This is a genomic window from Hymenobacter piscis (genome assembly GCF_018760735.1).
Lineage (GTDB): Bacteria > Bacteroidota > Bacteroidia > Cytophagales > Hymenobacteraceae > Hymenobacter > Hymenobacter piscis.
The window spans coordinates 209655-232645 of the sequence record NZ_JAHHZN010000007.1 but is presented as its reverse complement, the minus strand read 5'-3'; the positions used below and the strand labels follow the sequence as shown (position 1 = coordinate 232645).

General features: G+C 64.7%; 21 protein-coding genes. 12 read left to right on the top strand and 9 right to left on the bottom strand.

What is annotated here, in order from left to right:
* The first annotated feature begins 40 nt into the window (after nt 1-40).
* Both KLP40_RS10205 and KLP40_RS10200 read left to right on the top strand, forming a co-directional pair.
* Nucleotides 41-1321, top strand: a complete 1281-nt coding sequence (locus KLP40_RS10205; protein WP_215593669.1) for a BamA/TamA family outer membrane protein — start codon at nt 41-43, stop codon at nt 1319-1321.
* Nucleotides 1322-1498: 177 nt separating this feature from the next.
* Nucleotides 1499-2659, top strand: a complete 1161-nt coding sequence (locus KLP40_RS10200; protein ID WP_215593668.1) for a glycosyltransferase — start codon at nt 1499-1501, stop codon at nt 2657-2659.
* Here the strand turns inward: KLP40_RS10200 and KLP40_RS10195 are convergent, their stop codons facing one another.
* The 3 genes from KLP40_RS10195 to KLP40_RS10185 are packed head-to-tail and all read right to left on the bottom strand — an operon-like array spanning nt 2660 to nt 5190.
* Nucleotides 2660-3262, bottom strand: a complete 603-nt coding sequence (locus KLP40_RS10195) for a class I SAM-dependent DNA methyltransferase (RefSeq protein WP_215593667.1) — start codon at nt 3260-3262, stop codon at nt 2660-2662.
* Between the two features lie 40 nt (nt 3263-3302).
* Nucleotides 3303-4052: a PIG-L deacetylase family protein gene (locus KLP40_RS10190; RefSeq protein ID WP_215593666.1), complete on the bottom strand. Its 750-nt coding sequence runs from the start codon at nt 4050-4052 to the stop codon at nt 3303-3305.
* A complete protein-coding gene (locus KLP40_RS10185) occupies nt 4045-5190 on the bottom strand; it encodes an acyl-CoA dehydrogenase family protein (protein ID WP_215593665.1) in 1146 nt (381 codons plus the stop codon). The genes KLP40_RS10190 and KLP40_RS10185 overlap by 8 nt, the downstream gene beginning before the upstream one ends.
* Nucleotides 5191-5413: 223 nt before the next feature.
* On the opposite strand from KLP40_RS10185, the gene purH reads away from it, so the two are divergent.
* The 6 genes from purH (at nt 5414) to rodA (ending at nt 13320) form a co-directional block, all read left to right on the top strand.
* On the top strand, nt 5414-6994 hold the full coding sequence (gene purH / locus KLP40_RS10180) for a bifunctional phosphoribosylaminoimidazolecarboxamide formyltransferase/IMP cyclohydrolase (protein WP_215593664.1): 1581 nt from the start codon (nt 5414-5416) through the stop codon (nt 6992-6994).
* Between the two features lie 252 nt (nt 6995-7246).
* Nucleotides 7247-8272, top strand: a complete 1026-nt coding sequence (locus tag KLP40_RS10175) for a rod shape-determining protein (protein ID WP_215593663.1) — start codon at nt 7247-7249, stop codon at nt 8270-8272.
* Nucleotides 8273-8368: 96 nt separating this feature from the next.
* A complete protein-coding gene (gene mreC, locus KLP40_RS10170) occupies nt 8369-9292 on the top strand; it encodes a rod shape-determining protein MreC (protein WP_215593662.1) in 924 nt (307 codons plus the stop codon).
* The gene (locus tag KLP40_RS10165; RefSeq protein ID WP_215593661.1) at nt 9289-9825 is read left to right on the top strand and encodes a hypothetical protein; all 537 of its coding nucleotides are present in this window, start codon (nt 9289-9291) and stop codon (nt 9823-9825) included. Before mreC ends, KLP40_RS10165 begins: the two co-directional genes overlap by 4 nt.
* A 234-nt stretch (nt 9826-10059) precedes the next feature.
* Nucleotides 10060-11904: a penicillin-binding protein 2 gene (gene mrdA / locus KLP40_RS10160; RefSeq protein ID WP_215593660.1), complete on the top strand. Its 1845-nt coding sequence runs from the start codon at nt 10060-10062 to the stop codon at nt 11902-11904.
* 120 nt (nt 11905-12024) lie between these two features.
* Nucleotides 12025-13320 (top strand): rod shape-determining protein RodA, encoded by a 1296-nt coding sequence (gene rodA / locus KLP40_RS10155; RefSeq protein ID WP_215593659.1) that lies wholly within the window; start codon nt 12025-12027, stop codon nt 13318-13320.
* A gap of 37 nt (nt 13321-13357) precedes the next feature.
* Here rodA and KLP40_RS10150 read toward each other — a convergent pair whose 3' ends face one another.
* Together KLP40_RS10150 and KLP40_RS10145 are read right to left on the bottom strand one after the other, a co-directional pair.
* The gene (locus tag KLP40_RS10150; RefSeq protein WP_215593658.1) at nt 13358-14410 is read right to left on the bottom strand and encodes a hypothetical protein; all 1053 of its coding nucleotides are present in this window, start codon (nt 14408-14410) and stop codon (nt 13358-13360) included.
* A gap of 102 nt (nt 14411-14512) precedes the next feature.
* Nucleotides 14513-15682 carry a hypothetical protein gene (locus tag KLP40_RS10145; protein WP_215593657.1) on the bottom strand — a complete coding sequence of 390 codons (1170 nt, stop codon included), beginning with the start codon at nt 15680-15682 and terminating at the stop codon, nt 14513-14515.
* Between the two features lie 34 nt (nt 15683-15716).
* On the opposite strand from KLP40_RS10145, the gene KLP40_RS10140 reads away from it, so the two are divergent.
* From KLP40_RS10140 to recO, 4 genes are all read left to right on the top strand, one after another.
* The gene (locus tag KLP40_RS10140) at nt 15717-16040 is read left to right on the top strand and encodes a 2Fe-2S iron-sulfur cluster-binding protein (RefSeq protein ID WP_215593656.1); all 324 of its coding nucleotides are present in this window, start codon (nt 15717-15719) and stop codon (nt 16038-16040) included.
* Nucleotides 16041-16313: 273 nt separating this feature from the next.
* Nucleotides 16314-16925, top strand: coding sequence for a thymidine kinase (locus KLP40_RS10135; protein WP_215593655.1), 612 nt, complete (start codon nt 16314-16316; stop codon nt 16923-16925).
* 93 nt (nt 16926-17018) lie between these two features.
* Nucleotides 17019-19382, top strand: coding sequence for a type IX secretion system anionic LPS delivery protein PorZ (porZ, locus tag KLP40_RS10130; protein WP_215593654.1), 2364 nt, complete (start codon nt 17019-17021; stop codon nt 19380-19382).
* A gap of 149 nt (nt 19383-19531) precedes the next feature.
* Complete coding sequence (recO, locus tag KLP40_RS10125; protein WP_215593653.1) at nt 19532-20248, top strand: DNA repair protein RecO; 717 nt, start codon at nt 19532-19534, stop codon at nt 20246-20248.
* Nucleotides 20249-20341: 93 nt separating this feature from the next.
* Here recO and KLP40_RS10120 read toward each other — a convergent pair whose 3' ends face one another.
* From KLP40_RS10120 to KLP40_RS10105, 4 genes are all read right to left on the bottom strand, one after another.
* Nucleotides 20342-21313: an FKBP-type peptidyl-prolyl cis-trans isomerase gene (locus KLP40_RS10120; RefSeq protein ID WP_215593652.1), complete on the bottom strand. Its 972-nt coding sequence runs from the start codon at nt 21311-21313 to the stop codon at nt 20342-20344.
* 95 nt (nt 21314-21408) lie between these two features.
* On the bottom strand, nt 21409-21897 hold the full coding sequence (locus KLP40_RS10115) for an FKBP-type peptidyl-prolyl cis-trans isomerase (RefSeq protein WP_215593651.1): 489 nt from the start codon (nt 21895-21897) through the stop codon (nt 21409-21411).
* A gap of 8 nt (nt 21898-21905) precedes the next feature.
* Nucleotides 21906-22451, bottom strand: coding sequence for an FKBP-type peptidyl-prolyl cis-trans isomerase (locus KLP40_RS10110; RefSeq protein ID WP_215593650.1), 546 nt, complete (start codon nt 22449-22451; stop codon nt 21906-21908).
* Nucleotides 22452-22489: 38 nt separating this feature from the next.
* On the bottom strand, nt 22490-22972 hold the full coding sequence (locus KLP40_RS10105; RefSeq protein WP_215593649.1) for an FKBP-type peptidyl-prolyl cis-trans isomerase: 483 nt from the start codon (nt 22970-22972) through the stop codon (nt 22490-22492).
* Nucleotides 22973-22991 lie beyond the last annotated feature (19 nt).

The following is a 22991-nucleotide window of genomic DNA, read 5'->3' as shown; positions in this document are numbered from 1 at the left end:
GGCGGGCTCTCCACTTATTTTCTGACCTGGCCATCTACGTATGCGCTTCCTCTACCCGCTGCTGGCGCTAAGTGCGCTGGCTGCTCCCGCTGCCCATGCGCAGCTCTCCGCTGATTCCGTGGCCCCTGTGCTGGCTTCGGCGGCGCCCGTTTCTGAACCGGCTACCGACGGGCTGCCCGCCGAAACGCCCGCTCCCGGGGCTCCGCTGGGCCTGAACCGGGCCCTGGCGCCGGCCGCACCCGCCAAGTTCAAGCTCACTCCCGACGACCCGGACAAGCCCAGCTTCATTCCGGTGCCCATTGCTTTCTACCAGCAGGAAACCGGGTTTGCCGGCGGTCTGGCCATTCTGCCGGTGTGGCGCTTCGGGGAGGATACCACGGTGCGCAAGTCCAATGCCCGCCTCATTGCCTGGATTTCGCAGAAGAAGCAAACCACCATTCAGCTCACGCACACCATTTTCACCAAGGAAGAGAAGTTCTACTTCTCGGGGGAGCTGAGCTATTACGATCTGGCTTTCCAGTATTTCGGCCGGGGCAATGATACCGACAAGGACATTCTCTCCAACATCCAGTATCCGCTGTGGGTGTTCGATGAAAAGGCCCTGGTGAAGGTAAAGCCCGACCTGTTCGTGGGGCTGCGCTACCGCCTCACCGACCTGGGCACCGTGGAGCTCAAGGACGGCGACGACAGCACGCCCGAGCCCTACAACACCATTCCGGCTGAGCAGCGCGCCGGCTACACCACCTCCGGAGTGGGTCCGGCCCTGCTCTACGACGGCCGCGACAACGTGCTGGCTACTTACCGCGGCAACTTCGTGGACGCCCACGTGCTCTTCCACGGCAAAGGCCTGGGCAGCGACTATAACTTCACTCGCTACATGGTGGATGTCCGCCACTTCAATCCGCTGTTCGGCTCCAACAATACCATTCTGGCCCTGCAGTTTCTGGGGCAGTACCACACCGGCGACGTACCGTTCCGGGAGTGGGGCGGTATGGGGGCCACGCTCGGCGGCTCGCTCTACAACAACGCCTACCTGATGCGCGGCATCTACGAAGCCCGTTTCCGCGACCGTCAGTTCACGACGGCCCAGGCAGAAATCCGCCAGAAACTGTTCTGGCGCATTGATGGAGCCGTCTTCGGGGCCGTGGGCCAGGTAGCTCCCAACCTCGATGACTACACCTTCGATGGCCTCAAGTACGCCGGAGGCGTAGGTGCCCGCTTCCGCTTCAACCGTCGCGACCGGCTCAACATCCGCCTCGATTACGGCGTGGGTTCGGGGGGCAACTCAGGCATCATTTTCGCCGTGGGCGAAGCCTTCTAGGGCTGTTTAACTCAGCCGACACCAGCATCCAGGAAGCCAGCGGCCATGCCGTTGGGTTTCCTGGATGTTGTGTTTTAAGCTCATCCGTAAGGTTTTTTGTGGCGGAAGGCTGTACCCGCCCCGGGTTTTTGCCGTAGAAGACGGCCCATGGAACACGCCCCGCCGTTGCCCCTTTTGTTGCCAACCGCTCCTTCGGCAGCTGCCGTGTCGGCGCTCTGGCAGCACCTGCCCGCGCCGGCGGTCGGGCTGAGGGCTACCATCGTGATTCCAGCCAAAGACGAGGCCGCCGAGCTGCCCGCGACCCTGGCCGCCCTGGCCGCGCAGGTGAGTCCGGCCGGAAAACCCTGGCCGCCGGGCACCTTTGAGGTGCTGGTGCTGGCCAACAACTGCCACGACGATACGGCCCACGTGGCGCGCACCTCCGTCCGCACCCATCCGGGCCTCACCCTGCACGTGGCCGAAATAACCCTGCCCGCCGCCGAAGCCCACGTGGGCCGGGCCCGCCGCCTGCTGCTGGATGAAGCCGCCCGTCGGCTCGAGCAGGCCGCCTCGCCCGCTGCCGCCTGCCTCATCAGCACCGACGCCGACACCCGGGTGGCGCCCGACTGGCTCGCGGCTACTTTCCGGGAGCTGACCGCCGGCGCCGATGCCGTGTGCGGCCGCATCCTGATGGCGGAATCGAACCCGGCCTGTCCGGTGCGTCGTCGCCAGCTCCAGGATGCCACGTATCATCTGCTGCGGGCCCGCCTGGAAGCGCTGCTCGACCCGCAAGTTCATGACCCCTGGCCCCGGCATCATCAGCACTTCGGGGCCAGCTTTGCCCTCACGCCGCTAGCCTACCGCCGGGTGGGGGGCCTGCCCGTGGTGCCGTACCTGGAAGATGAAGCCCTGTATCAGGCCCTGCTGCGCCACGATTTGCGCGTGCGCCACAGCCCGTCGGTGCGGGTATACACTTCCGGCCGCCGGCAGGGCCGGGTCGCGGTTGGCCTTTCCTGGCAGTTGCGGGAATGGGCCAGTCTGGGCACGGAAGAGGCGCTGGTGCCCGCCCCGGCCGACTACTTGGCCGAGCTGCAGCTGCGCCGGCAGCTTCGGCAGAGCTGGCCCGACCGCTTAGCAGCGGCTGGCACCGCGTCGGCCGTGCCGGAGCCGGTGCTGGCCGCTATGCCCGACTTTGACTCGTTCGGAGCCTTCTGGGAGTGGGCCCGGCCTCAGGTCGGGCCCGCCAACGGATTTGCCACCGTGCCCCTGCGCCAGGCCATTGCGGTCCTGCGTCTCGAGCTGGCCCGCCTCACCGCTGCTCCGGCAGCCGGCCGGGCAGTAGCCCGCCAGCCTGGCTGACTACCGGCGTTCCAGCAGGTCGAGGCGGTACTGGTCGTGGCGCTGGCCGTGCAGGTGGCGCAGGAGGGGCTCGGCCGGGGTCTGGTGCAGGAAGAACTCGTGCACGGCGTCGCCGGTCAGGGGGTAGTCGTGGACCGGGGGTGTCCAGTGCACCAGCAGCAGGTGGCCGCCCGGGACCAGCGCGGCCAGTATCCGGGCCGCTGCCCGCTCCAGATCGGCCGGGCTCCAGTAATAACCTACCTCCGACACCACAATCAAATCGAACTTGCCAGCCGGAAATTCTTCCGGGATGCGCCGCTGCTCCAGCGTTACCTGGGGCAGGTAGGCGCACCGTTGGCGGGCGCGCTCCAGGGGCGCGGCCGCCACATCCACGGCCAGCAGCTGGCCGCAGCGGGCGGCCAGCTGCTCAGTCAGCACGCCCAGGGAGCAGCCGATTTCGAAGGCCCTTTCGTAATGCGCGCGCGGCAGGGCGGCCAGGGTGGTGGCGTACTTCTCCCGCTCGTAGGGGCTGGTTTCGAACTTCCACGGGTCCTGGTTGGCCTGGTACACGGCATCGAAGTAGTCGGGAGGCAGCGTGTGCGGCTGGTTGGGGTTGGTTTCCATAGGTCGGTAGATAGATTCGGGGGAGCCGAACCGGTGGGGGCTAGCGGGCTGCTTCCAGGTACACTTCCCGGGGCCGGGTAAAGTGGGCCAGCATGGAAGGCGCCAGCGTAAAGCCGGTGGGGTCATCATCAATGGGGGAGCCGGGCAGCTGGGAGCGGTGGGCCGCAATGGCGCGCTGCTTGCGTTCCAGCACCGGGCCGATATCGAGCTGCCAGCCCGTTACCTCGCCGGGCTGGGGCAGGTCGGCGGAAGCGGCCCGTTCCCAGGCCCAGACCACGTATTCCAGCAGCCGGGGCGGCCGGGGCAGCAGGGCCAGGGCCGCGCGCACGAGTTGGCTGGTGGCGCGGTGGTCGGGGTGGGGGTCGCGCCGCCAGGGCACCAGCACGGTGGCCGGTTGCTGCTCCCGCAACACCGCCGCCAGAGCCTGCACGGCCGTTGCGCCGGCCGCCGTATCGGGGCCGGGCACCTGACCATCGGGCAAGTGCAGGGCGGTGAGGCGGTCGGCCGCGAGGCCCAGTTCCGCCAGGGCCAAGCGCAGCTCAGTTTCGCGCAGGGCCTGCCGGGCGGGGGCCGGAAACTTCCGGGAATGGGGGTGCGACATGGTCCCGTCGCTGACCAGGATGCCCCAGACCGGTAGCCCGGCCCGGGCCAGCAAAGCCAGCAGCCCCCCGCAGCCCAGGCTCTCGTCGTCGGGGTGGGGGGCTACTACCACGGTAGGGCCCAGCTCCGCGGCGTAAGTGGCCGGGCGCAGGGGTAGCGCAGCAAAATCGAAAGGTTGGAAATCAGGCATGCCAGAGCTGGTAGGCGGGCGCGGGGTTTTCAAGGGCGAAGCGGCCGGCGTCGGCCAGGGCGGCATCGGGGGCGGGCTGGCGCAGGTAGTGGGTCAGGTCGCGGTGGAGGCGCTCGAAGGGCTCGGGCCGCAGCAGCCCGCGGGCCCCCACGCACCGCTCGGCCAGGGGCAGCACGCGCAGGCACAGGTCTTCGATGGCTGACCGCACGAGGTTGGCGTGGGCCACTAAGTGGTCGGCGTCGGGGGAGTGGGCGGCTACCTGGGCGGCGGCCCGGAGCCAGTGCTGGCCGCTGGCTACCAAGATGCTCAGCTGGCCCAGGCGCTGGCGCTGGTACGGGTCGTCGGTGCGGTGAAGCTCGCGCAGAAACCGGCGGGTTTCGTCGAACACGGCCTCGGCCCCGCCCAGCTGCACGGCCGCGAACCGGATGGCCCCCCCGCTGAACCAGGGCTGGCGGTAGTAGTCGCCGGGCCGGCCCAGTAGTTCCTCCGGCCCGATTTCCAGGCCCGTCAGGTCTACCCGGAAGCTGGCCGAGGCCCGCATGCCCAAGGGCCGCCAGAACGAAGCATCGTACTGCGGAGTCTGGGTGTCGGCAGGCAGAATCAGCATTTGCCAGCCCCCGTCGGGCAGGGCGGCCGTGAGCAGGGGGCGGGTGAGGTGGCCCGCCCCGGAGCCGAAGGTTTTACTGCCGTGCAGGCGGTAGCGGCCCTCCGGCAGGGGTTCCAGCCGTACGCCGTCGTGGGCTTCCGTGTTCCAGACCCCGAACAGGTGGCCGGCCCGGGCGTCGGCGGCCCAGCGCGCCACCTGCGCGGGCTGCCCGAACCGGCTCAGCAGCTGCAGGGCGTTCACGTGGCCCTCGTACACGCGCCCCACGGCCAGGTTGCCGCGCCCGAGGTGGGCCAGGATGCTCAGCAGCTCGTAGGTGTTGGTGGGCTCGTTCAGGCCGCTGCCGCCCTGCTCTACCGCCAGCGGAGCCGCCAGCAGGCCGGCTTCACGGAGCCAGTTAAACTCAGCGGTAGGAAAGCCGCCCTCGTGGTCGGAGTGGGGGGCCTGGGCCAGCAGGCGGGGCGCCAGGGCTGCCGCGCGGGCAACGGCTGTGGCGGGGCAGGGGGGAGCAGCGGCAGAAATAAGCTCGGGCATCGGTAGAGGAAACGCAGCGGAAAAAAGGCCTTGGCTATACGCAGCTGCGGCCCGGTTGGCTGGTACGGTGGAGCTGCGGGGCCGTTGGGCGGTTCGGCGGCCCCCGGGACCGGGGCCGAAAAACCCCGCCCGGGGGCGGCTGTTAATAATTCCGTAACACCAGCCCGCGGGGTGGTGCCTACCTTCGCGCAGCATTTCACAATCCTCTCCAACCACTTCCGCCATGTCGCAGCCCATTCGCTCCGCCCTCGTTTCCGTTTATTACAAGGACCGCCTGGCCCCCCTCGTGGCGTTGCTGCAGCAGCACGGCGTCACAATCTATTCTACCGGCGGCACCCAGCAGTTCATTGAGGAGCAGGGCGCGGCAGTAACGGCCGTGGAAACGCTGACGGGCTTTCCGGCCGTGTTCGGGGGGCGCGTGAAAACCCTGCACCCCAAGGTATTCGGTGGTATCCTGCACCGCCGCCACGAGGCCAGCGACCTGGCCGAAGCAACCCAGCACGACATTCCGCCCATCGATTTGGTTATCGTGGACCTCTACCCGTTCGAGGAAACCGTGGCTTCCGGTGCGGCCGAGGCCGACGTGATTGAGAAAATCGACATCGGCGGGATTTCTCTGCTGCGGGCCGCCGCCAAAAACTTCCGCGACGTGCTCGTGGTCAGCAGCCGCGACCAGTACGCGGCCGTGACGGAGCTGCTCACCCGCAAAGGCTGCACCACCGACCTGGAGGACCGCCGCCATTACGCCGCCGCCGCCTTCGAGGCCACCTCCAACTACGATACCCACATTTTCGGCTACCTGAACGGATCCATCAAAAACGAGGACGCGAAAATCAAAAATGCCCGCGTGGCCATTGCGGGCGAGCAGACCAACAACCAACAACCAGCAACCACCAACCAAACCCCGCTCCGCTACGGCGAGAATCCCCACCAGGCGGGCACCTTCCACGGCGACCTGGCCGCCCTCTTCGACCAGCTCCACGGCAAGCAGCTCAGCTACAACAACCTCGTCGACGTGGACGCGGCCGTGCTGCTCATGCAGGAATTCGATGCCGCCGGGCCAGCCGCCTGCGCCATTCTCAAGCACACCAACGCCTGCGGCGTGGCCCAGGCCGACACCCTGCACCAGGCCTACCTCAGCGCCCTGAGCTGCGACCCGGTGTCGGCTTTCGGGGGCGTGATTATCGTGAACAAGCCCGTGGACGCGGCTACGGCCGAGGAGCTGGGCAAGCTGTTCTTCGAGGTGCTGATTGCCCCCGAGTTTGAGGCCGACGCGTTGCCGATCCTGCAAGCCAAGAAAAACCGCATCCTGCTCCGCCAGAAGCCCGTGGCGCTGCCCGCCAAGCAAGTGAAAACGTTGCTCAACGGCTTTATCGAGCAGGATTTCGACCGCGTGGTGGAAGGCCGGGCCGACTTCAAAACCGTGACCGAGTCGGTGCCGACGGCGGACGAGGTGGCGGCCCTGGAGTTTGCCCTCAAAATCTGCAAGCACACCAAGAGCAACACCATCGTGCTGGCCCGCCCCGGCCAGCTGCTGGCCTCGGGCGTGGGCCAGACCTCCCGCGTAGACGCCCTGCGCCAGGCCATTGAGAAGGCCGGCAGCTTCGGCTTCGACCTGAACGGGGCCGTAATGGCCTCCGACGCCTTCTTCCCCTTCCCCGACTGCGTGGAAATTGCCGGCGCGGCCGGCATCCGGGCCGTGGTACAGCCCGGCGGCTCCATCAAGGACCAGGACTCCATTGACGCCAGCAACCGCCTCGGCATGGCCATGGTCCTGACCGGCGTGCGCCACTTCAAGCACTAGCCAGCCCGGCGTACATCAGCCTGGCCGGCCTGAAAAACAAGCCCTTGCACAAGCCCCGGATGCCTGCCCAGGCGTCCGGGGCTTTCTGTTTCCCGGGCTGAGCTGCTGCCGACCAGATGAATTGGGCGGCATTGCCCGGCGCGCCGCCCGATATGCGCGTCCGACCGTTCAGCCTTACTTAAATCCTGCGTACTTTTGCCCCCACTTTTGATGGGCGCAAGCCGCCCGTTCTCATTTACTTGCCGTTACTCGATGGGTTTCTTTAATTTCTTGACCAGCGACATTGCCATTGACCTGGGCACGGCCAACACGCTCATCATTCACAACGATAAAATCGTGGTGGATGAGCCGAGCATCATTGCGAAAGACCGCACGACCAATAAAGTAATTGCCGTGGGTCGGCAGGCGCAGCAGATGCACGAAAAAACCCACGACAACATCAAAACCATCCGGCCCCTCAAAGACGGCGTTATTGCTGACTTCCACGCTGCCGAGGAGATGATCAAGGGGTTGATCAAGATGATTGACACCCGCAACCGCCTGTTTCAGCCTTCCCACCGCATGGTGATCTGCATTCCCTCGGGCATTACGGAAGTGGAGAAGCGCGCCGTGCGCGACTCCGCCGAGCACGCCGGGGCCAAGGAAGTCTGGATGATTCAGGAGCCCATGGCCGCCGCCATCGGCATCGGCATTGATGTAGAGCAACCCATCGGCTCGATGATTATCGACATCGGGGGCGGCACCACCGAAATTGCCGTCATTGCCCTCTCGGGCATCGTCTGCGACCAGTCGATCAAAACGGCCGGCGACGTGTTCAATCAGGACATTCTCGACTACATGCGCCGCCAGCACAACCTGCTGATCGGGGAGCGGAGCGCCGAGCGCATCAAGATTGAAGTCGGCGCGGCCCTGACCGAGCTGGAAGTAACCCCGCCCGATTTCGAGGTGCGCGGCCGCGACCTGATGACTGGCATCCCGAAGGTAATCAAGGTCACGTCGTCGGAAATTGCCATTGCCCTCGATAAGTCGGTGGCTAAAATTGAGGAAGCCGTGCTCAAGGCCCTCGAAATCAGCCCGCCCGAGCTGTCGGCCGACATCTACGAAAACGGCATCCACCTGACCGGCGGCGGGGCCCTGCTGCGCGGCCTCGACAAGCGCCTGGCCGCCAAAACCAAGCTGCCCATCCACATTGCCGAGGACCCGCTGCGCGCCGTGGTGCGCGGTACCGGCGCCGCCATCAAGAATATCCAGGGCTTCCGCGGCGTACTTTTGACTTAGAAGTGAGATATGAGAAGTGAGAAATGAGACTGACGAACCCAGCATGAGCCCGTCAGTCTCATTTCTCGCTTCTTACCTCTCATATCTCACTCCAGAATGAATAACCTGTTCGCCTTTCTGTTTCGCTACCGGGGTATCCTGGTATTTGCGGTGCTGGAAGTGCTGAGCCTGTACCTGCTGGTGCGCAACAGTACCTACCAGCGGGCCGCCTTCTTCAACTCGGCCAACACCTACGTGGGCCAGGTGCTGGACTGGCGTAATCAGGTGCAGGATTATTTCCGGCTCGTGGACATCAACCAGGAGCTGATGCAGGAAAATGCCCGCCTGCGCCAGCAGTTCTACAAGCCCGACCTGAGCGACCGGGCCCCCGATTCGCTGCCCGTGCGCCAGGACAGCGTAACGCGGGCCCGCCTGGCCCTGCTGGACCGCCCCGATTCGCTGCTGCTGGGCCTGCGTACCCTGGCCGCCCACGACCCCGACTACCCCCTGATTCCGGCCCGTGTAGTGAGCAGCACCAACCGCCCCGTGGATAACTATCTGACCCTGAATGTGGGGCGGGCAGACGGCGTGCGCGAGGGCATGGGCGTGGTATCGGCCGAGGGCGTGGTGGGCCGGGTGAAGGTGTTTTCGGAGCACTACGCCACCATTACCTCGGTGCTGCACTCGCAGTCGCGGACCTCGGCCCGCCTCCAGCGCGACGGCACCATCGGCACCGTCCGCTGGCTCGGCGACGACCCCACCCACGTGCTGCTCGACAACATTCCGCGCCAGAACAAGCTCCTGAAGGGCGATACGGTCGTGACCTCGGGCTACAACGCCGTTTTCCCGGAGGGCGTGCTGGTGGGCACCGTCGATTCGTTCGTGAAGGAGCCGGACAAGAACTTCTGGACGGTACGCGTGCGGCTGGCCGTGAATTTTTCGCGTCTCACCTACGTGTACCTCGTCACGAGTGGCCCCAAGCCCGAGCGCGATACGCTGGAAGTGCGCGCCGGCGTCCATATCGAAACCAAACGGCCATGAGGGGAGGGATTTTTGAAATTCTGTGGCAGGCACTGCGCGGGGGCATCTACCTGGCCCTGTACGTGCTGCTGATCAGCGGTTCCGACTTCGTGCTCTTCGACCTGGCCTGGTGCTTCGTGTACCTGGGCTTTCTGCTGTTTCTGCCCATCGGGACGCCCATTGTGGTGCAGCTGCTGCTGGGTTTTGGGGTGGGCATTTCCCTGGACATGGTCTTCGATACCGGCGGGGTGCACGCCGCCGCCGCCGTGCTGGTGATGTATCTGCGGCCCTGGGTGCTGCGCCTGCTCACGCCCCGCGACGGCTACGACGCCCAGGATTCGGTGAATATTCACCAGATGGGCTGGCAGTGGATGGTGGTGTACCTGACCCTGCTCACGGCCATTCACCACGTGGCGTTTTTCGTGCTGGAGCTGGGCTCGTTCCGGGCCCCGGGCCTGATGCTGGCCAAAATTCTGCTCAGCACCCTCTACACCGGCCTCACCCTGCTCATCATTCAACTGGTGTTCTTCCCTACCCGGCGGCGCAAGCGGTAGGGGAGGAGGTGAAATGGCTCAAGGTGGGCTAGTGAAATAGTGAGATGGTGAGTTAAGGTTCAGTGGTCCTGGTGGCGCCCCTTGCGCAGTTAGGACCACTGAACCTCAATGCACCATTTCACCACCTCACTATTTCACCAGCTCACCGCCGCGCACTATTTCGCCGCGGCTGGGGTTATCTTTGTCTTTCGACCGCTAACGGGCGGAACCCTTTCCTTTTCAGATTCTTCTGCTTTGCAATACCTCGAAGGCCGCAAGTACGTAGTCCAGGCAATTTTCCTGGCCGTCGCGTTGGTTTTTGCGACGCGCCTTTTCTACATCCAGGTGCTGGATGGCAGCTACAAGCTGGCCGCTGACCGCAACACGCTCCAGCGCATCGTGCAACCTCCCTACCGGGGCCTGATTTACGACCGTAAGGGCCAGATTCTGGTGCAGAACACGCCCGTGTACGACCTGATGGTGGTGCCCCGGGAAGTGAAAAACCTCGACACCCTGCGCTTCAGCGAGCTGCTCCAGCTGCCGCTGGCCGATGTGCGCGAGGCCCTGCAGGCCGCCCGCAAGTTCAGCCGGGTGAAGGCCTCGCCGCTGGTTCAGAACCTGAGTACGCCCGAGCTGGCCGCCATTCAGGACAACCTGATTGACTTTCCCGGTTTCAGCGTGAAGGCCCGGATGGCCCGCTCCTACAACACCCACACCATGGCCCACGCCCTGGGCTACGTGGGCTCCATTACGCCCAAGCTGCTGGAGCGGCCCCAGTACGCCAAGTACCAGCCCGGCGAGTTTCTGGGCATTACGGGCCTGGAATCCTACTACGAGAAGCAGCTTATGGGCCGGCGCGGGGTGCAGTACCGCATGGTGAACGTGCGCGGCATCGAGAAGGGCGCCTTCCGGGGCGGCGAGTACGACACGCTCTCGGTGGCCGGGCAGGACCTGCACCTGAGCCTCGACTCCGACCTGCAGGCCTACGCCGAGCAACTCATGGCCGGCAAGCGCGGCTCCGTGGTGGCCCTCGACCCCAAGACCGGCGAAATACTGGTCTTCGTCTCGGCCCCGATGTTCGACCCCGAGATGCTGTCGGGCAAGGGTATGGGCAACCGCTACATGGAGCTGCTCAACAACCCCGAGCAGCCGCTCTTCAACCGCCCGCTGATGGCTACCTACCCGCCCGGCTCCACGTTCAAGCTGGTGAACGAGCTGGTGGCCCTGCAGGCCGGCGTGGTGACGCCCCAGACGCCGTTTCCGTGCAACTGGAAGCTGGTGCGCTGCACCCACCGCCACGAGTATCCCAGCAACGTGGGCATTGCCATCAAGCAGAGCTGCAACCCCTACTTCTACCAGGTGATGCGGGCCACCGTGCTGCGCGGGCGTTCCACCAACCGCTTCGAAGATGCCCGCCTGGGCCTGGGCGAGTGGCGGCGCAAGGTGCGGCAGTTCGGCCTGGGCGAAAAGCTGGGCGTAGACATGGGCCAGGAGAAGAAGGGCCTGATTCCCTCGCCCGAGTTCTACGACAAACGCAACGGCTACCACCGCTGGAGCTTCCGCACGGTGTATTCGCTCAGCATCGGGCAGGGCGAAATCGGGATTACCGGCCTGCAGATGGCCAACATCATGGCCACCATTGCCAACCGGGGCTGGTACTATACGCCCCACTTCGTGAGCAGTGTGGGCCAGAGCGGTCCGCTGCCCGAGTACAAGGTGAAGCACACCGTGGGCGTCGACCCCATCCATTTTGAGCAGATAATTCCCGGCATGCAAAGCGTGGTGGATGGCAAGGGCGGCACCGGCAACAACGCCAGCCTGCTGGATATGGGCATTTCAGTGGCCGGCAAAACCGGCACCGTGCAAAACCCCCACGGCGAGGACCACGCCACCTTCGCCGCCTTCGCCCCGGCCCAGGACCCTAAAATTGCCATCGTCGTCTTCATCGAAAACGCCGGCTTCGGCGGCAGCTCAGCGGCCCCGCTGGCCGCCCTCATCATGGAGAAATATCTGCGTGGCGAAGTAGCGCCCTGGCGGAAGCGCTGGGAAGCATGGCTGCCCGGCTCCGCCGACCGGTTTATCGTCCGCCGCCGGCATTAGAAGTAAGAACATCCTTTGACTGCCTTGAAAGAGTCCAGCATGAAGTAAGACGGAAGATTGGGCGCAGTGAACGACTGGCTTGCAATTCTTACTCCTTACTTCTTAATTCCTAATTCCAAATTGAACACTCCCGCCCGCTACAACCGCAGCATCGACTGGGTGACGGTCCTGCTCTACCTGCTCATGGTGGGCGTGGGCTGGCTCAACGTGTACGCGGCCAGCTACTCGCCCGACGCGCCCGATAATCCGCTCAGCAGCCTGAGCTTTTCGCAGCTCATGGGCTACGATTGGTTCAAGCAGATTATCTGGATTGGAACGGCTTTGCTGCTGCTGGTGATAGTGCTCGTCATTGACCCCAAGGTGTACGATACGTTTGCCTTCGGACTGTACGGGGTGATGATTGTGCTGCTCATCGTGACGCCCTTTATTGCCCGGCCCATTGCCGGGTCGCGCTCCTGGCTGGAGCTAGGGCCGGTGCGCCTGCAACCGGCCGAATTTGCCAAGTTCATCACGGCCCTGGCCGTGTCGCGCTACCTGGCTTCCATCAACCTGCGCCAGCAAAGCTTCCGCGACCAGCTCGTGCTGGCCGGTCTCACGCTGCTGCCGCCACTGCTCATTATTGCGGCCAACGAAACGGGGCAGGCACTGGTGTTCGGCGCCTTTCTGCTGGCGTACTTCCGGGAAGGCATGTCGCCGCTGATGCTGGTGATTCTGGCCGCCGGCGGGATTATTCTTATCCTGGCTTTGCTCGTGCCCAAGCTCTGGCTGGTGCTGGCCCTGACCGGCATCCTGGTCGCCGTGCTGGTGGCGAACCGCCGGGCATTGCGTCATCATTTGCCGCTGTCGGTGGGCGTGTGGGCAGTTGTGGTTGGCATGGTGTTCGGAGTGGATTTCTTCTTTAACAACGTGTTGCAGGACCATCAGCGCAAGCGCATCGAAGTGCTGATCAATCCCTCCGCCGACCCGCTGGGCGTGGGCTGGAACGTAACCCAGTCGAAAATTGCCATTGGGTCGGGCGGTCTGGCCGGCAAGGGCTTTCTGCAGGGCACGCAAACCAAGTTTGATTTCGTGCCGGCCCAGAGTACCGACTTTATTTTCTGCACCGTGGGAGAGGAGTGGGGCTGGGTGGGCACCACCGTAACCATTGTGCTCTTCATGGTGCTGCTGATGCGGGTGGTGTACGTGGCGGAGCGCCAGAAATCGGTGTTCGGGCGCACCTACGGCTACTGCGTGGCCAGCATCTTCTTCTTCCACTTCTGCGTCAACATCGGCATGACCATCGGGCTGGCCCCGGTAGTGGGCATTCCGCTGCCCTTTTTCAGCTACGGCGGCTCTTCGCTCTGGTCCTTTACCACCCTGCTGTTCATTCTGCTGGCCATTGATGCCGCCCGCAAGCAGGACCTGGAACGGTACTAGGCCGAGCAGGGCGGGAAAAACAGGCGCGGGCCGGGAACTAAGCAGGCGGTGAAGCCGGGGTGATTCGCAGCCAGGCGAAAAGTGAATCCCGGCTTAGAATCAGGGAAAACGCCACGGCGAAAACCGGGGCGGCCAGATAGCCCATGCGGCCCAGATCCCCCGACAGCAGCATGTGTACGCCCACAATCATAACCAGCCAGGTGCCCGCGGCGCCCAGGACCGGCAGCCAGTTGCGACGGGCCGCCCGGTTGCGCAGGCCCACCAGCATCACCAGGCTGAAAAACCCGAAAATGCTGAAGATTTCGCCCCCGCCCTTGACCGAAAGCAGCCGCCGCAACGAGTAAATCAGGTTTTCGGAGTGGCCCAGGGCATTGCTGACGCTTTCGGCGGCCGTGGCCCCGGCCTGCCCGTCAATCCAGTGGCGCAGGGCCAGGGTAGCCGCGCCCCCCGCCGCCAGCCAGGCCAGCTGGGCCGGCCAGTCCAGGGCCCGCCGCCCGTACACCAGCAGCCAGGGCGCCAGCAGCAGCCCCGATTCCTTGGCCGCAAACCCCAGCAGCAGCGCCGCTGCCACCGCCGCTGCCGAGCCACTCCGGGCCCCGTACCAAGCCAGTGCGAAAACCAGCAAGTAAAGGCTATCGACCAGGGGCAGTCCGGCCGTATACACGGCCCAGCGGCTGGTGAGCACCCCGGCCACGGCCAGCGCGGCCGCGGCCGGGGAGGCCCCGTAGAGCAGGCAGGTGCGAAACAGCAGCAACCCCACTCCGGCCAGCAACAGGCAGTTCACGGCGTAGAAACCCAGCCGCAGGGGCCACTCGCTGGTGGCGCGCTGGGGCCAGACGCGGGCGTATACTTTTTCCAGTGGCCAGGCCAGGGCGGCGGCGGCGGCGGGCACCAGCACCCGGTAGCGCCGCGTTACGTTCACGCCCGCAAACTTCCCCTGGGCCAGGCTCAGGTAGCTGAGCGTGTCGCGGGAGTGCGTGAAATCGTAGTGCAGGTACATGGGATAGGCAGGCCCGGCCACCAGCCCCAGCGCCAGCAAGTACACCAGCAGCCACCGGGGCCAACGCAGGGAAAGAGGAGGAGAAAGCATAGGCGCAAAAAAGTCAGGAGGAAAAAAGAGCGTCACTCCCCGCCTATGCGCGGAATGACGCTCTTCTGTGCACCAAAGCACGCGGGATATGCGCCCGCGCCATTATCCGTTGAATTTGCGGTCGATCAGGCGCAGCAGTTTGTTGATGTGCTCGTCCTTGCGCACCCATTGGTACTGGGCGGCCAGGTTATCGGTCACGTACTGCCTGGCCGTTTCGGCGTCGGGCAGCGAGTCGAGGTGCTGGATGGCGGCGTGGTACTGCATGTTTTCGCCGTTGAACAGCTCGTTGATGAAGCTGAACCGCTGGTTGATGGAAATGGCTTCCCGCAGCGTCTCCACCTTGGGGCCCTTGTCGGCCAGCGTGGCGCTGCGGTCCTGACGCAGGGTTTCGCTCAGGGAAGGGGCGGCGGCGTGCTCGGCCTTAAGCTTGGCGTAGAGCGGCACTGCCCCGGCCGGTTCCGATTCGGTTACTGACTGCGGTGCCGGCGCGGGTTTTGGGGTAGGAGACGGAGTAGGAGCCGCAACCGGAGCCGGAGCCGGAGCCGGAGTGGGGGCCACCGGTGCCGGCGTGGCAGAAACAGGAGCAACAGGGGCCGGTTCCGACGGCCCGGTGGCGGCTGGCTGCTCCGGCTCGGCGGGCCCGCCTTCGTACAACTCCTGCTCGGTGAGGGGCAGCAACTCGTTGAACTGGGCCACCAGTGTCGCTATCGGTTCCAGGGGTTGACCGGCGCTGCTCTGGTGCATGCGGAACCGGCTCACCAGGTAGTCGCGGGTTTGCTCCTGGCCGGCGGGCAGCGCGTGGATAAAGCTTTCAAACACCGCCTTGTTGGTATCGAGGTAGCGCAGGGCTTCGCGCAGCTGCTCGGGCGTGCGGGGGCCGGGCTCGCCCAGCAGCTTGCCGGCAAACGTATCCGAGGGGTCGAGCACGCCGGCCAGCGTATCGGTAATGGCCTGGGCCAGCAGGGGCTCGTAGGCGGGCCGGCTGAGCTTGATGCGCCGCGAAAGCACGTTCATGAACTGGGTGAGGGCCTGGCGTACGTCGGCATCCTCAAAATCGAAATAGGGGCTGCGCAGCTGGGCCATTTCGGCCGTCCACTTGGTCAGCAGCTGCTGCACCACGAACAGGTTCACCTGCCGGATAGGGGTGAAGCGCAGCACCGCCGGCCCGTCGAGGGTGGTGGTGGGGCGGGCCCCGAAGTACTGGTCGCAGAGCAGCGCCGCCAGCAGGCGGCCGTATTGTTCACGCTGGGCGTGGCTATATTTGGTTTTCATCGAAAGCCTGGTTCAAGGGGCAATTTAGGGAAAGATGCCCACTCTGATTATTGAAAATATGGGCCCCACGGCCATTCCCGTGCCCGCCGGGGCCACGCTGCTGGCCGCCATTCAGGCCGCCGGCCACGACTGGCCGCACGCCTGCGGGGCCCGGGGCCGGTGCGTAACGTGCCGGGTGCGGGTGTGCGCCGGATGGGCTCTGCTAACGCCGCCCACCGAAGCGGAGTTGCGCTACCGGGCCGCCGGCCGCCTCCGCCCCGATGAACGCCTGACCTGCCAGTCTCGTCTGTCCGCCGGCGAAGTTAGGGCCCGCGTGCCCCGCGCCACCCAGCTCCCGCACGTGCAGTACGGTGAATGAGTGACTCGGTGAAGGCGTTACTGTTCGTTGTTGTGGGGCGCGGACGGCTGGCCCGGCTCTGCCGCTGCCCGCTGCGGGCCCGAAGGCGAAGCCCGGGCGGGCCGGCGGCGGCGAATTTTGCGCGGTCCGTATCGGGTTGAAGATGTGGGCGGTAGCGTAAGAGAACGAAATTCGGTTCGGGCAAGCCGGAGTAAAACCGTAATTTCGGTACGCTGCTGGCCGGCTGACTTGCTCCCCGAGTCACTCATTTCCTCATTCCCTCATTCACCGATTGTGTTTATTGAACCCCGCGTTGGTACGGGTCCGGGTGCGGTGCGCCGGGGCTGGATTGAAGTCGTGTGCGGCTCCATGTTTTCGGGCAAAACCGAGGAGCTGATCCGCCGCCTCAACCGGGCCAAAATTGCCCGGCAGCGGGTCGAAATCTTTAAGCCCGCCCTCGATACCCGCTACCACGTGGCCGATGTGGTGTCGCATAACCAGAACAGCATCCGCTCCACCCCCGTGCCGGTGGCCCAGGAAATCCTGCTGCTGGCCGCCGGCTGCAACGTAGTGGGCATTGATGAGGCCCAGTTTTTCGACGAATCCCTGGTCGACGTGTGCGTGCAGCTGGCCAACCGGGGCTCCCGCGTCATCGTGGCCGGCCTCGACATGGACTTCCTGGGCCAGCCGTTCGGGCCCATGCCGGCTCTGATGGCCGTGGCGGAGTTCGTGACCAAGGTGCACGCCATCTGCGTGTGCTGCGGCGAGCTGGCCTCCTATTCCTTCCGCGTCACGGCCTCCGCCGATAAAATCCTGCTCGGCGAAACCGACGCCTACGAGGCCCGCTGCCGCGTCTGCTTCCAGGAAGGCATGAAGGGCAAAGCGGTAAAGGGCCTGGATGGTTAAACGGTTGAATGGGTGAACTGTCATCCCCGGCACGAAAGCCCGGAGGGAGGCGTTATCTTGCCAGTCCATCCACCGCGCCGTTTGTTTCTTTCGATGATAGCACTTCTCCGCCTGCGTTACGGGGCCGCCCTGCTGGCCCTTCTGCTGCTGACTACCGGAATTCGGGCCCAATCAACGGCCGGCTACGGCGACTGGCAGCTGCATCTGCCCACCAACCAGGCCCTGGCCCTGGCCGAGGCCGATGACCGGGTGTACGTGGTAGCGGAGGATGCTTTCTTTTACTTCGATAAAACGCTCAGCACTACCCGCCTGCTGTCCCGCCGGGACGGGCTCAGCGACGTGGACGTGAGTGGCCTGGCCTACGACTCGGTGGGGCAGCAGCTGCTGGTAGTGTACCAGAACACCAATCTGGATTTGCTGCGCCGCCAGGATGGCAAAATTGTGAACCTGCCCGACATTGCCCGCAAGGAAATCAGCGGCCTTAAAGTCATCAACCAGGTTCAGATCAGCGGGCGGCGGGCCTATCTGGCAGCCAGCTTCGGCATTGTGGTGGTGGATCTGGACCGGCTTGAGATTCGGGATTCCTACACCAATATCGGCCCCGGGGGCACGGTGGTGCAGGTATTCGCCACGGCCGTGGCCAACGGTACCCTGTTTGCTGCCACCTCCAACGGCCTGATGCGCACCGCCCTCAACGGCAACCCCCTCGACTACCGCAACTGGATCACCGACCTGCCCGCCCGCGCCGACAACCCCTACCGCACCCTGGCCGTGCAGGACGGGCGGGTGGTGGCCGGCGTCAACGGCGACCGGCTGTATGCCTACGTGGCGGGTGCGGGCTGGCAGCCTTTCGTGGGCGACGCGCCGTTCTGGGTGAATTTCCGGCAGCTTACCCCTTCCCGGGCCGGGCTCATTGTAACCGATAACGAGCGCGTAACCGTGTTCAACGTGACGACGGGAGCGGCGGTGCTCCGCCTGAAGCCGGCCCAGCTGGTAGTTCCCATTGCTGCTCTGCGGGCCCGCGACGGCCGCTACTACCTGGCCGATTACACCAACGGCCTGCTGCGGACCACCGATGGCCAGCAGGTAGAGCAGTTTCTGAGCAACGCGCCCGCTTCGGCCCAGGCCTTCAGCGTGCTGGCTGATGCCCGTACCAACACCGTGAACGTGTTTACGGGCGGCTTCACCGACCGGTACTTGCAGCGGGGATTCTTCAACGGCTTCTTTGAATACAAGGATGGGCGGTGGACCAGCTTCACGCCCCTTACCCAACCCGACCGCACCCAGTATCCCAATCCCCAGGACCTGTCCCGCGGGGCCCGTACGCCCGATGGCACCCTCTATGTGGGCAGTTACGGCAACGGGTTGCTGGAGTGGAAGGGGCTGGGCGAGTTCCGCCTTTTCAACCCCACCACCAACCTGCCCAACCCCCTGCGCAGCGCCATCGCCCGCCCGGAGTTTACCCGCGTGACGGAGGTGGCCACTGATGCCGAGGGCCAGGTGTGGGTGGTAAACCGCCACCAGATTGCCGGGCAGTCGGGCCTGTACGTGTTCAACCCCACCGACAGCAGCTGGCGCATCATTGAGTACTTTGCGGGCAGCGAAAACCTCGACCGGATTGTGCTCGACGGGTTCGGGGGGGTGTGGGTGTCAAGGGCCCGGGCCGGGGGCAGCGGGCTGGGCATGATAGCCTACCAGCCCGAAACCCGCACGGCCCGCTACTACACCCAGGCCCTGGGCCGCGACGGCACCAGCTCCGATATCAACGAGATATACGACGTGGTGCAGGACCGGCTGGGCGACATCTGGGTGGCCACCATCAAGGGCCCCGCTTACTTCAGCGACCCGGCCAGCGCCTTCGACTCCAGCCAGGAGCTGGTGTTCCGGTTACCCTACCTGGCCAAGGGCAGTGAAAGTGAAGTCGGGTTTCCGACCCTGGCCAACGAAAAAATCAACGCCATTGCCGTGGACGGGGCCAACCGCAAGTGGCTGGCCACCGACCAGGGCCTGTGGCTGTTCAACAACGATGTATCGGAGGCCCTGCTCCACTTCACGACTGCCAACAGCCCGCTGCCCTCCAACCGCATCGTGGACGTGGCCGTGAACGACAAAACCGGGGAGGTATTTGCCGTAACGGATGCGGGGGTGGTCAGCTACCGGGGCGATGCTTCCGTGACGGAAGGCAAGCCCAGCTGCGCCAAAGTGTATCCCAACCCGGTGCGCCCTGCCTATGCCGGTCCGGTGGGCATTTCGGGCCTGGCCAACAACGCCTCCGTCAAAATCACCGACGTCACGGGCAAGCTCGTGTACCAGACCCAGGCCAACGGTGGCACCGTGAGCTGGAACCTGCAGGACTACAACGGCCGCCGCGTGAACACGGGCGTGTACCTGGTGCTTTCCTCGGATGCCGACGGCAAGAACGGCTGCGTAAGCAAAATAGCCGTGCTGGGAAATTAGGGAGTGTGGAGTAGGTGGTATGGGCGTTGAGTAAGGCGAAATTCTCAGCCAGAGCGTAGGGGAAGGGACGTTCTCCTGCTTTGCACCCCTACTCCGTCAGTTCCAGCTACTCAGTACTCAATACCAACTACTCCATACTCCATCAACTCATGCTGATTAAATCCCGGGGAATCGTTCTGAGCCATATCCGGTACCGCGAAACCAGCATCATTGCCCGGGTGTACACCGAGCGGCTGGGGTTGCAGAGCTACCTGGTGAACGGGGTGCGCAAGGCCAAGCCGCCGGGCCGCATTGCCCTGTTTCAGCCCCTCACGCCCCTGGATCTGGTGGCCTACACGTCCCGCAACGGCGGCCTCACCCGCCTTTCGGAGTTTCGCTGTTCCGAGCCCTTCCGCACCCTGCCCTACGATGTGCGCAAGAGCAGCATTGGGCTGTTTCTGTCGGAGATGCTCAACCGGGTGCTGCTGGAAGAGGAGGAAAACGAGCCCCTGTTCACCTTCCTCCACGATTCCATCCTGGCCTTCGACCGCCAGGCGGAGGGCTTCGAGAATTTTGCCCTGATTTTTCTGCTGCAGCTGAGCCATTACCTGGGCTTCGGGCCCGAAACCGGCGCCGAAATCACCTCCCAGGTAGCCTTTGCCACCGATGTGCCGGGCGCCGCTACGGCGCCCACCGCCCTGCGTTTCCGGGAGTTTGATGCCCATTTCGACCAGCTGATGCGCACCCCGGCCACGGCCACCATCCCCAACGGCCGGGTGCGCCGGGAACTGCTGGGCGTGCTCATTCGCTATTACCAGCTCCACGTCGAGCGCCTCGGCGACATCCGCTCCCTGGCCGTGCTGTCGGAAGTGCTGGCCGAGCTGTAGTTTCTGGTTGTTGGTTTTTGGTTGATGGTTATCAGAACAAGAGCTGACAACCATCAACCAATAACCAGAAACCAACAACCAGAAACCAACAACTCACTTCACGTCCACCAGCTCCACGTCGAAGCGCAGGATGCTGTTGGCGGGGATGTCGGGGCCGGCGGCGCGGGGGCCGTAGGCCAGGGCCGAGGGAATGAGCAGGATGGCTTTGGCGCCCTTCGTGAGCTGGGCAATGCCCTCATCCCAGCCGGCAATTACCTGGCGGCGGCCCAGCGGGAACTCGATGGGAACATTGCCGTGCTGAGCCGAGGAGTCGAATTCCTTGCCGTCGAGCAGCTTGCCGCTGTAGCGTACGGCCACGGTCTGGCCCGTCTGGGGCTTGGCGCCGGTGCCGGCCTGGGTGATAGCGTAGTACACGCCCTGGGGCGATTTGAGCACTTTTAGCTTGTTTTGGGTGGCGTAGGCCAGAATCCGGGCTTCGTCCTGGCGGGCCAGCTCGGCGGCTTGCTGGCGGGCCGCTTCCTGGGCCCGGGCGGCCTGCTGCTCCAGTTCCTGCTGCACTTCGGCCGGGGTCTGTACCTTCTCAGCCTTGGCCAGCACCGTCAGCGTGGGGCCGGCCTTGCGAACAAAGCCGGGCACGGGCTGCTGAAACGACTTGCGGAACACCGTGTCCAGGTTCAGGCGGAAGACGCCCGAGTCGCCGGGCTGAAGCAGGGCCAGGGCTTCTTCCACCGCGCCCCGCTGGGCCGCCCGGATGGTGTCGAGGGGCACGCGCACGGGCTGGTTCTGATTCTGGCGGCGGGAGTGCATGAGCACCGAGTCCTGGGCCGTGCGGAACTGCAGGTGCAGACTCAGAATGCGCCCGATACGGGCGGGGTAGGCGGCGTCGCCGGTGGGGGGCAGAGCGGGCTGGAGCACGTAGCGTCCGTTCTGAGGACGGTAAATGCGGTATTCCAGCCCGGATTTCAGCCGGTTAAACGGCGTGGGCTTACCCTGAAACGACAACAAACCGGCCACTCCGAGCAGGGCCGGAACAGCAAAACGCAGGTGCAGGAAGGCAGAAGACATACGACAGCAAAAAGACGCCCCAAGATACGGCCCTGGCGCGGGTAGCAGGCAGGGCAGCAAAACGGCCCGCCCGGACAAGTGCCGGCGGGCCGCAATTATTTTACTTTCAGAATTTCCAACTCGAAAATCAGGTCGGTGTTGGGCGGAATCAGGTAGCGCTTACCGGCGTCATCATCCGGGTCGAGGCGGCCCTTGCGTCCGTAAGCCAGGGCCGCCGGAATCCAGACCCGCGCCCGGCTGCCCTGGGGCAATAACAGCAGGGCCTCATCGAAACCCTTGATGACGGCCCGCCGGCCTGCCCGCACCTTGAGCGGCCCGCCCTGCTGCACGGAGGTATCGAAAATGTGCCCATCGGCGGCCAGAAAACCGGTGTAGTGCACCGTCACCCGGCTACCTACCTGGGCCCGGGGCCCGGTACCGGCCTGCCGGATGGCGTAGCGCAGCCCCGACGCGGTGGTGCTGGCCCGCAGCAGCAGGCTGTCGGCCGTGGGGGGCACGGCGTTGGTGAGGCTGCGCTGGGCCCAGCCCGTCAGCGGGGAACTGCTCAGCAGCAGTATAAACCCGCTTAGTACCACGTGCCGCATAGCTCCGCTTACTGAACGTCCAGGATTTCCATGTCGAACAGCAGGGGCGTGTTCGGCGGAATGCTGCCCGAGCCCTGCGCCTTGTAGGCCAGATACGAGGGAATCAGTACCAGCTTCCGGTCACCTTTGCGCATTTGCAGCGTGGCCGTGCTCCAGCCCGTAATCAGGCCCGAAGTCGGGCCGTTCACAAAAGCCAGGCAGCCGCAGGCCGTGCGGTTGTTGCTGGACGCGTCAAATACCTGCCCGTCGAGGGCCTCGCTGATAAACCGGCCCACGTAGTTCACCGTCACCGTCTGCCCGGGCTGGATGAGCGGGTTGCCCGTTGGGCCTTCCGTCACCGGAACCAGGTAAATGCCCGACTCCAGGCGCTCGGCGTTGCTGATGCCGTGGCGGGTCAGGTAGGCTTTGATGGCGGTATCGTCGAGGGTTTTCTGCGCGTCATCGAACTCACGCTGCTGCTTTACATAGGAAGGCTCCTTGTTGCAGCTGGTGAGGGCCGGCGTGGTGCTCAGGGCCAGGGCCAGCAGGGACAGAATCAGGGGAAACTTTTTCATCGTCAGCAGAAAAGGCCGCCAGCAGCGGGCCCGTAAAATTACTTAATATCCACTACCTCCACATCGAAGCGGAGTACGGCGTTGGGGGGAATGGAGCCGCTGCCCGAGGCCCCGTAGGCCAGGGCGGAGGGAATGAGCAGAATGGCCTTGCTGCCCTCGTTGAGCAGCTTAAAGGCCTCATCCCAGCCGGCAATTACCTTGCCCTTGCCCAACTGGAACGGAAAGCCCAGGGTAGTGGGGTTCGAGTCGAACACGTTGCCGTCGAGGGTAGTGCCCTTGTACATCACTTTCACGACCTGCCCGTCCTTGGCATTGTCGCCGGTGCCGGGCTGGGTGATGGCCACGTACAGGCCGGAGGTCTGGCGCTGGAAGCCCGTGAGGTTGTTGGCCTGAATGTAGGCCTGAATGGCGGCCTCGTCGAGGGCCGCCTGGGCGGGGGCCGTGTCTTTTTCGTCGTCCTTCTTGCAGGAGCCCAGCAGCGTGAGCAGGAAAAGGAAAAACAGGGGCAAAGAGTATTTCATCGCAGAGGAAAGCAAAGGA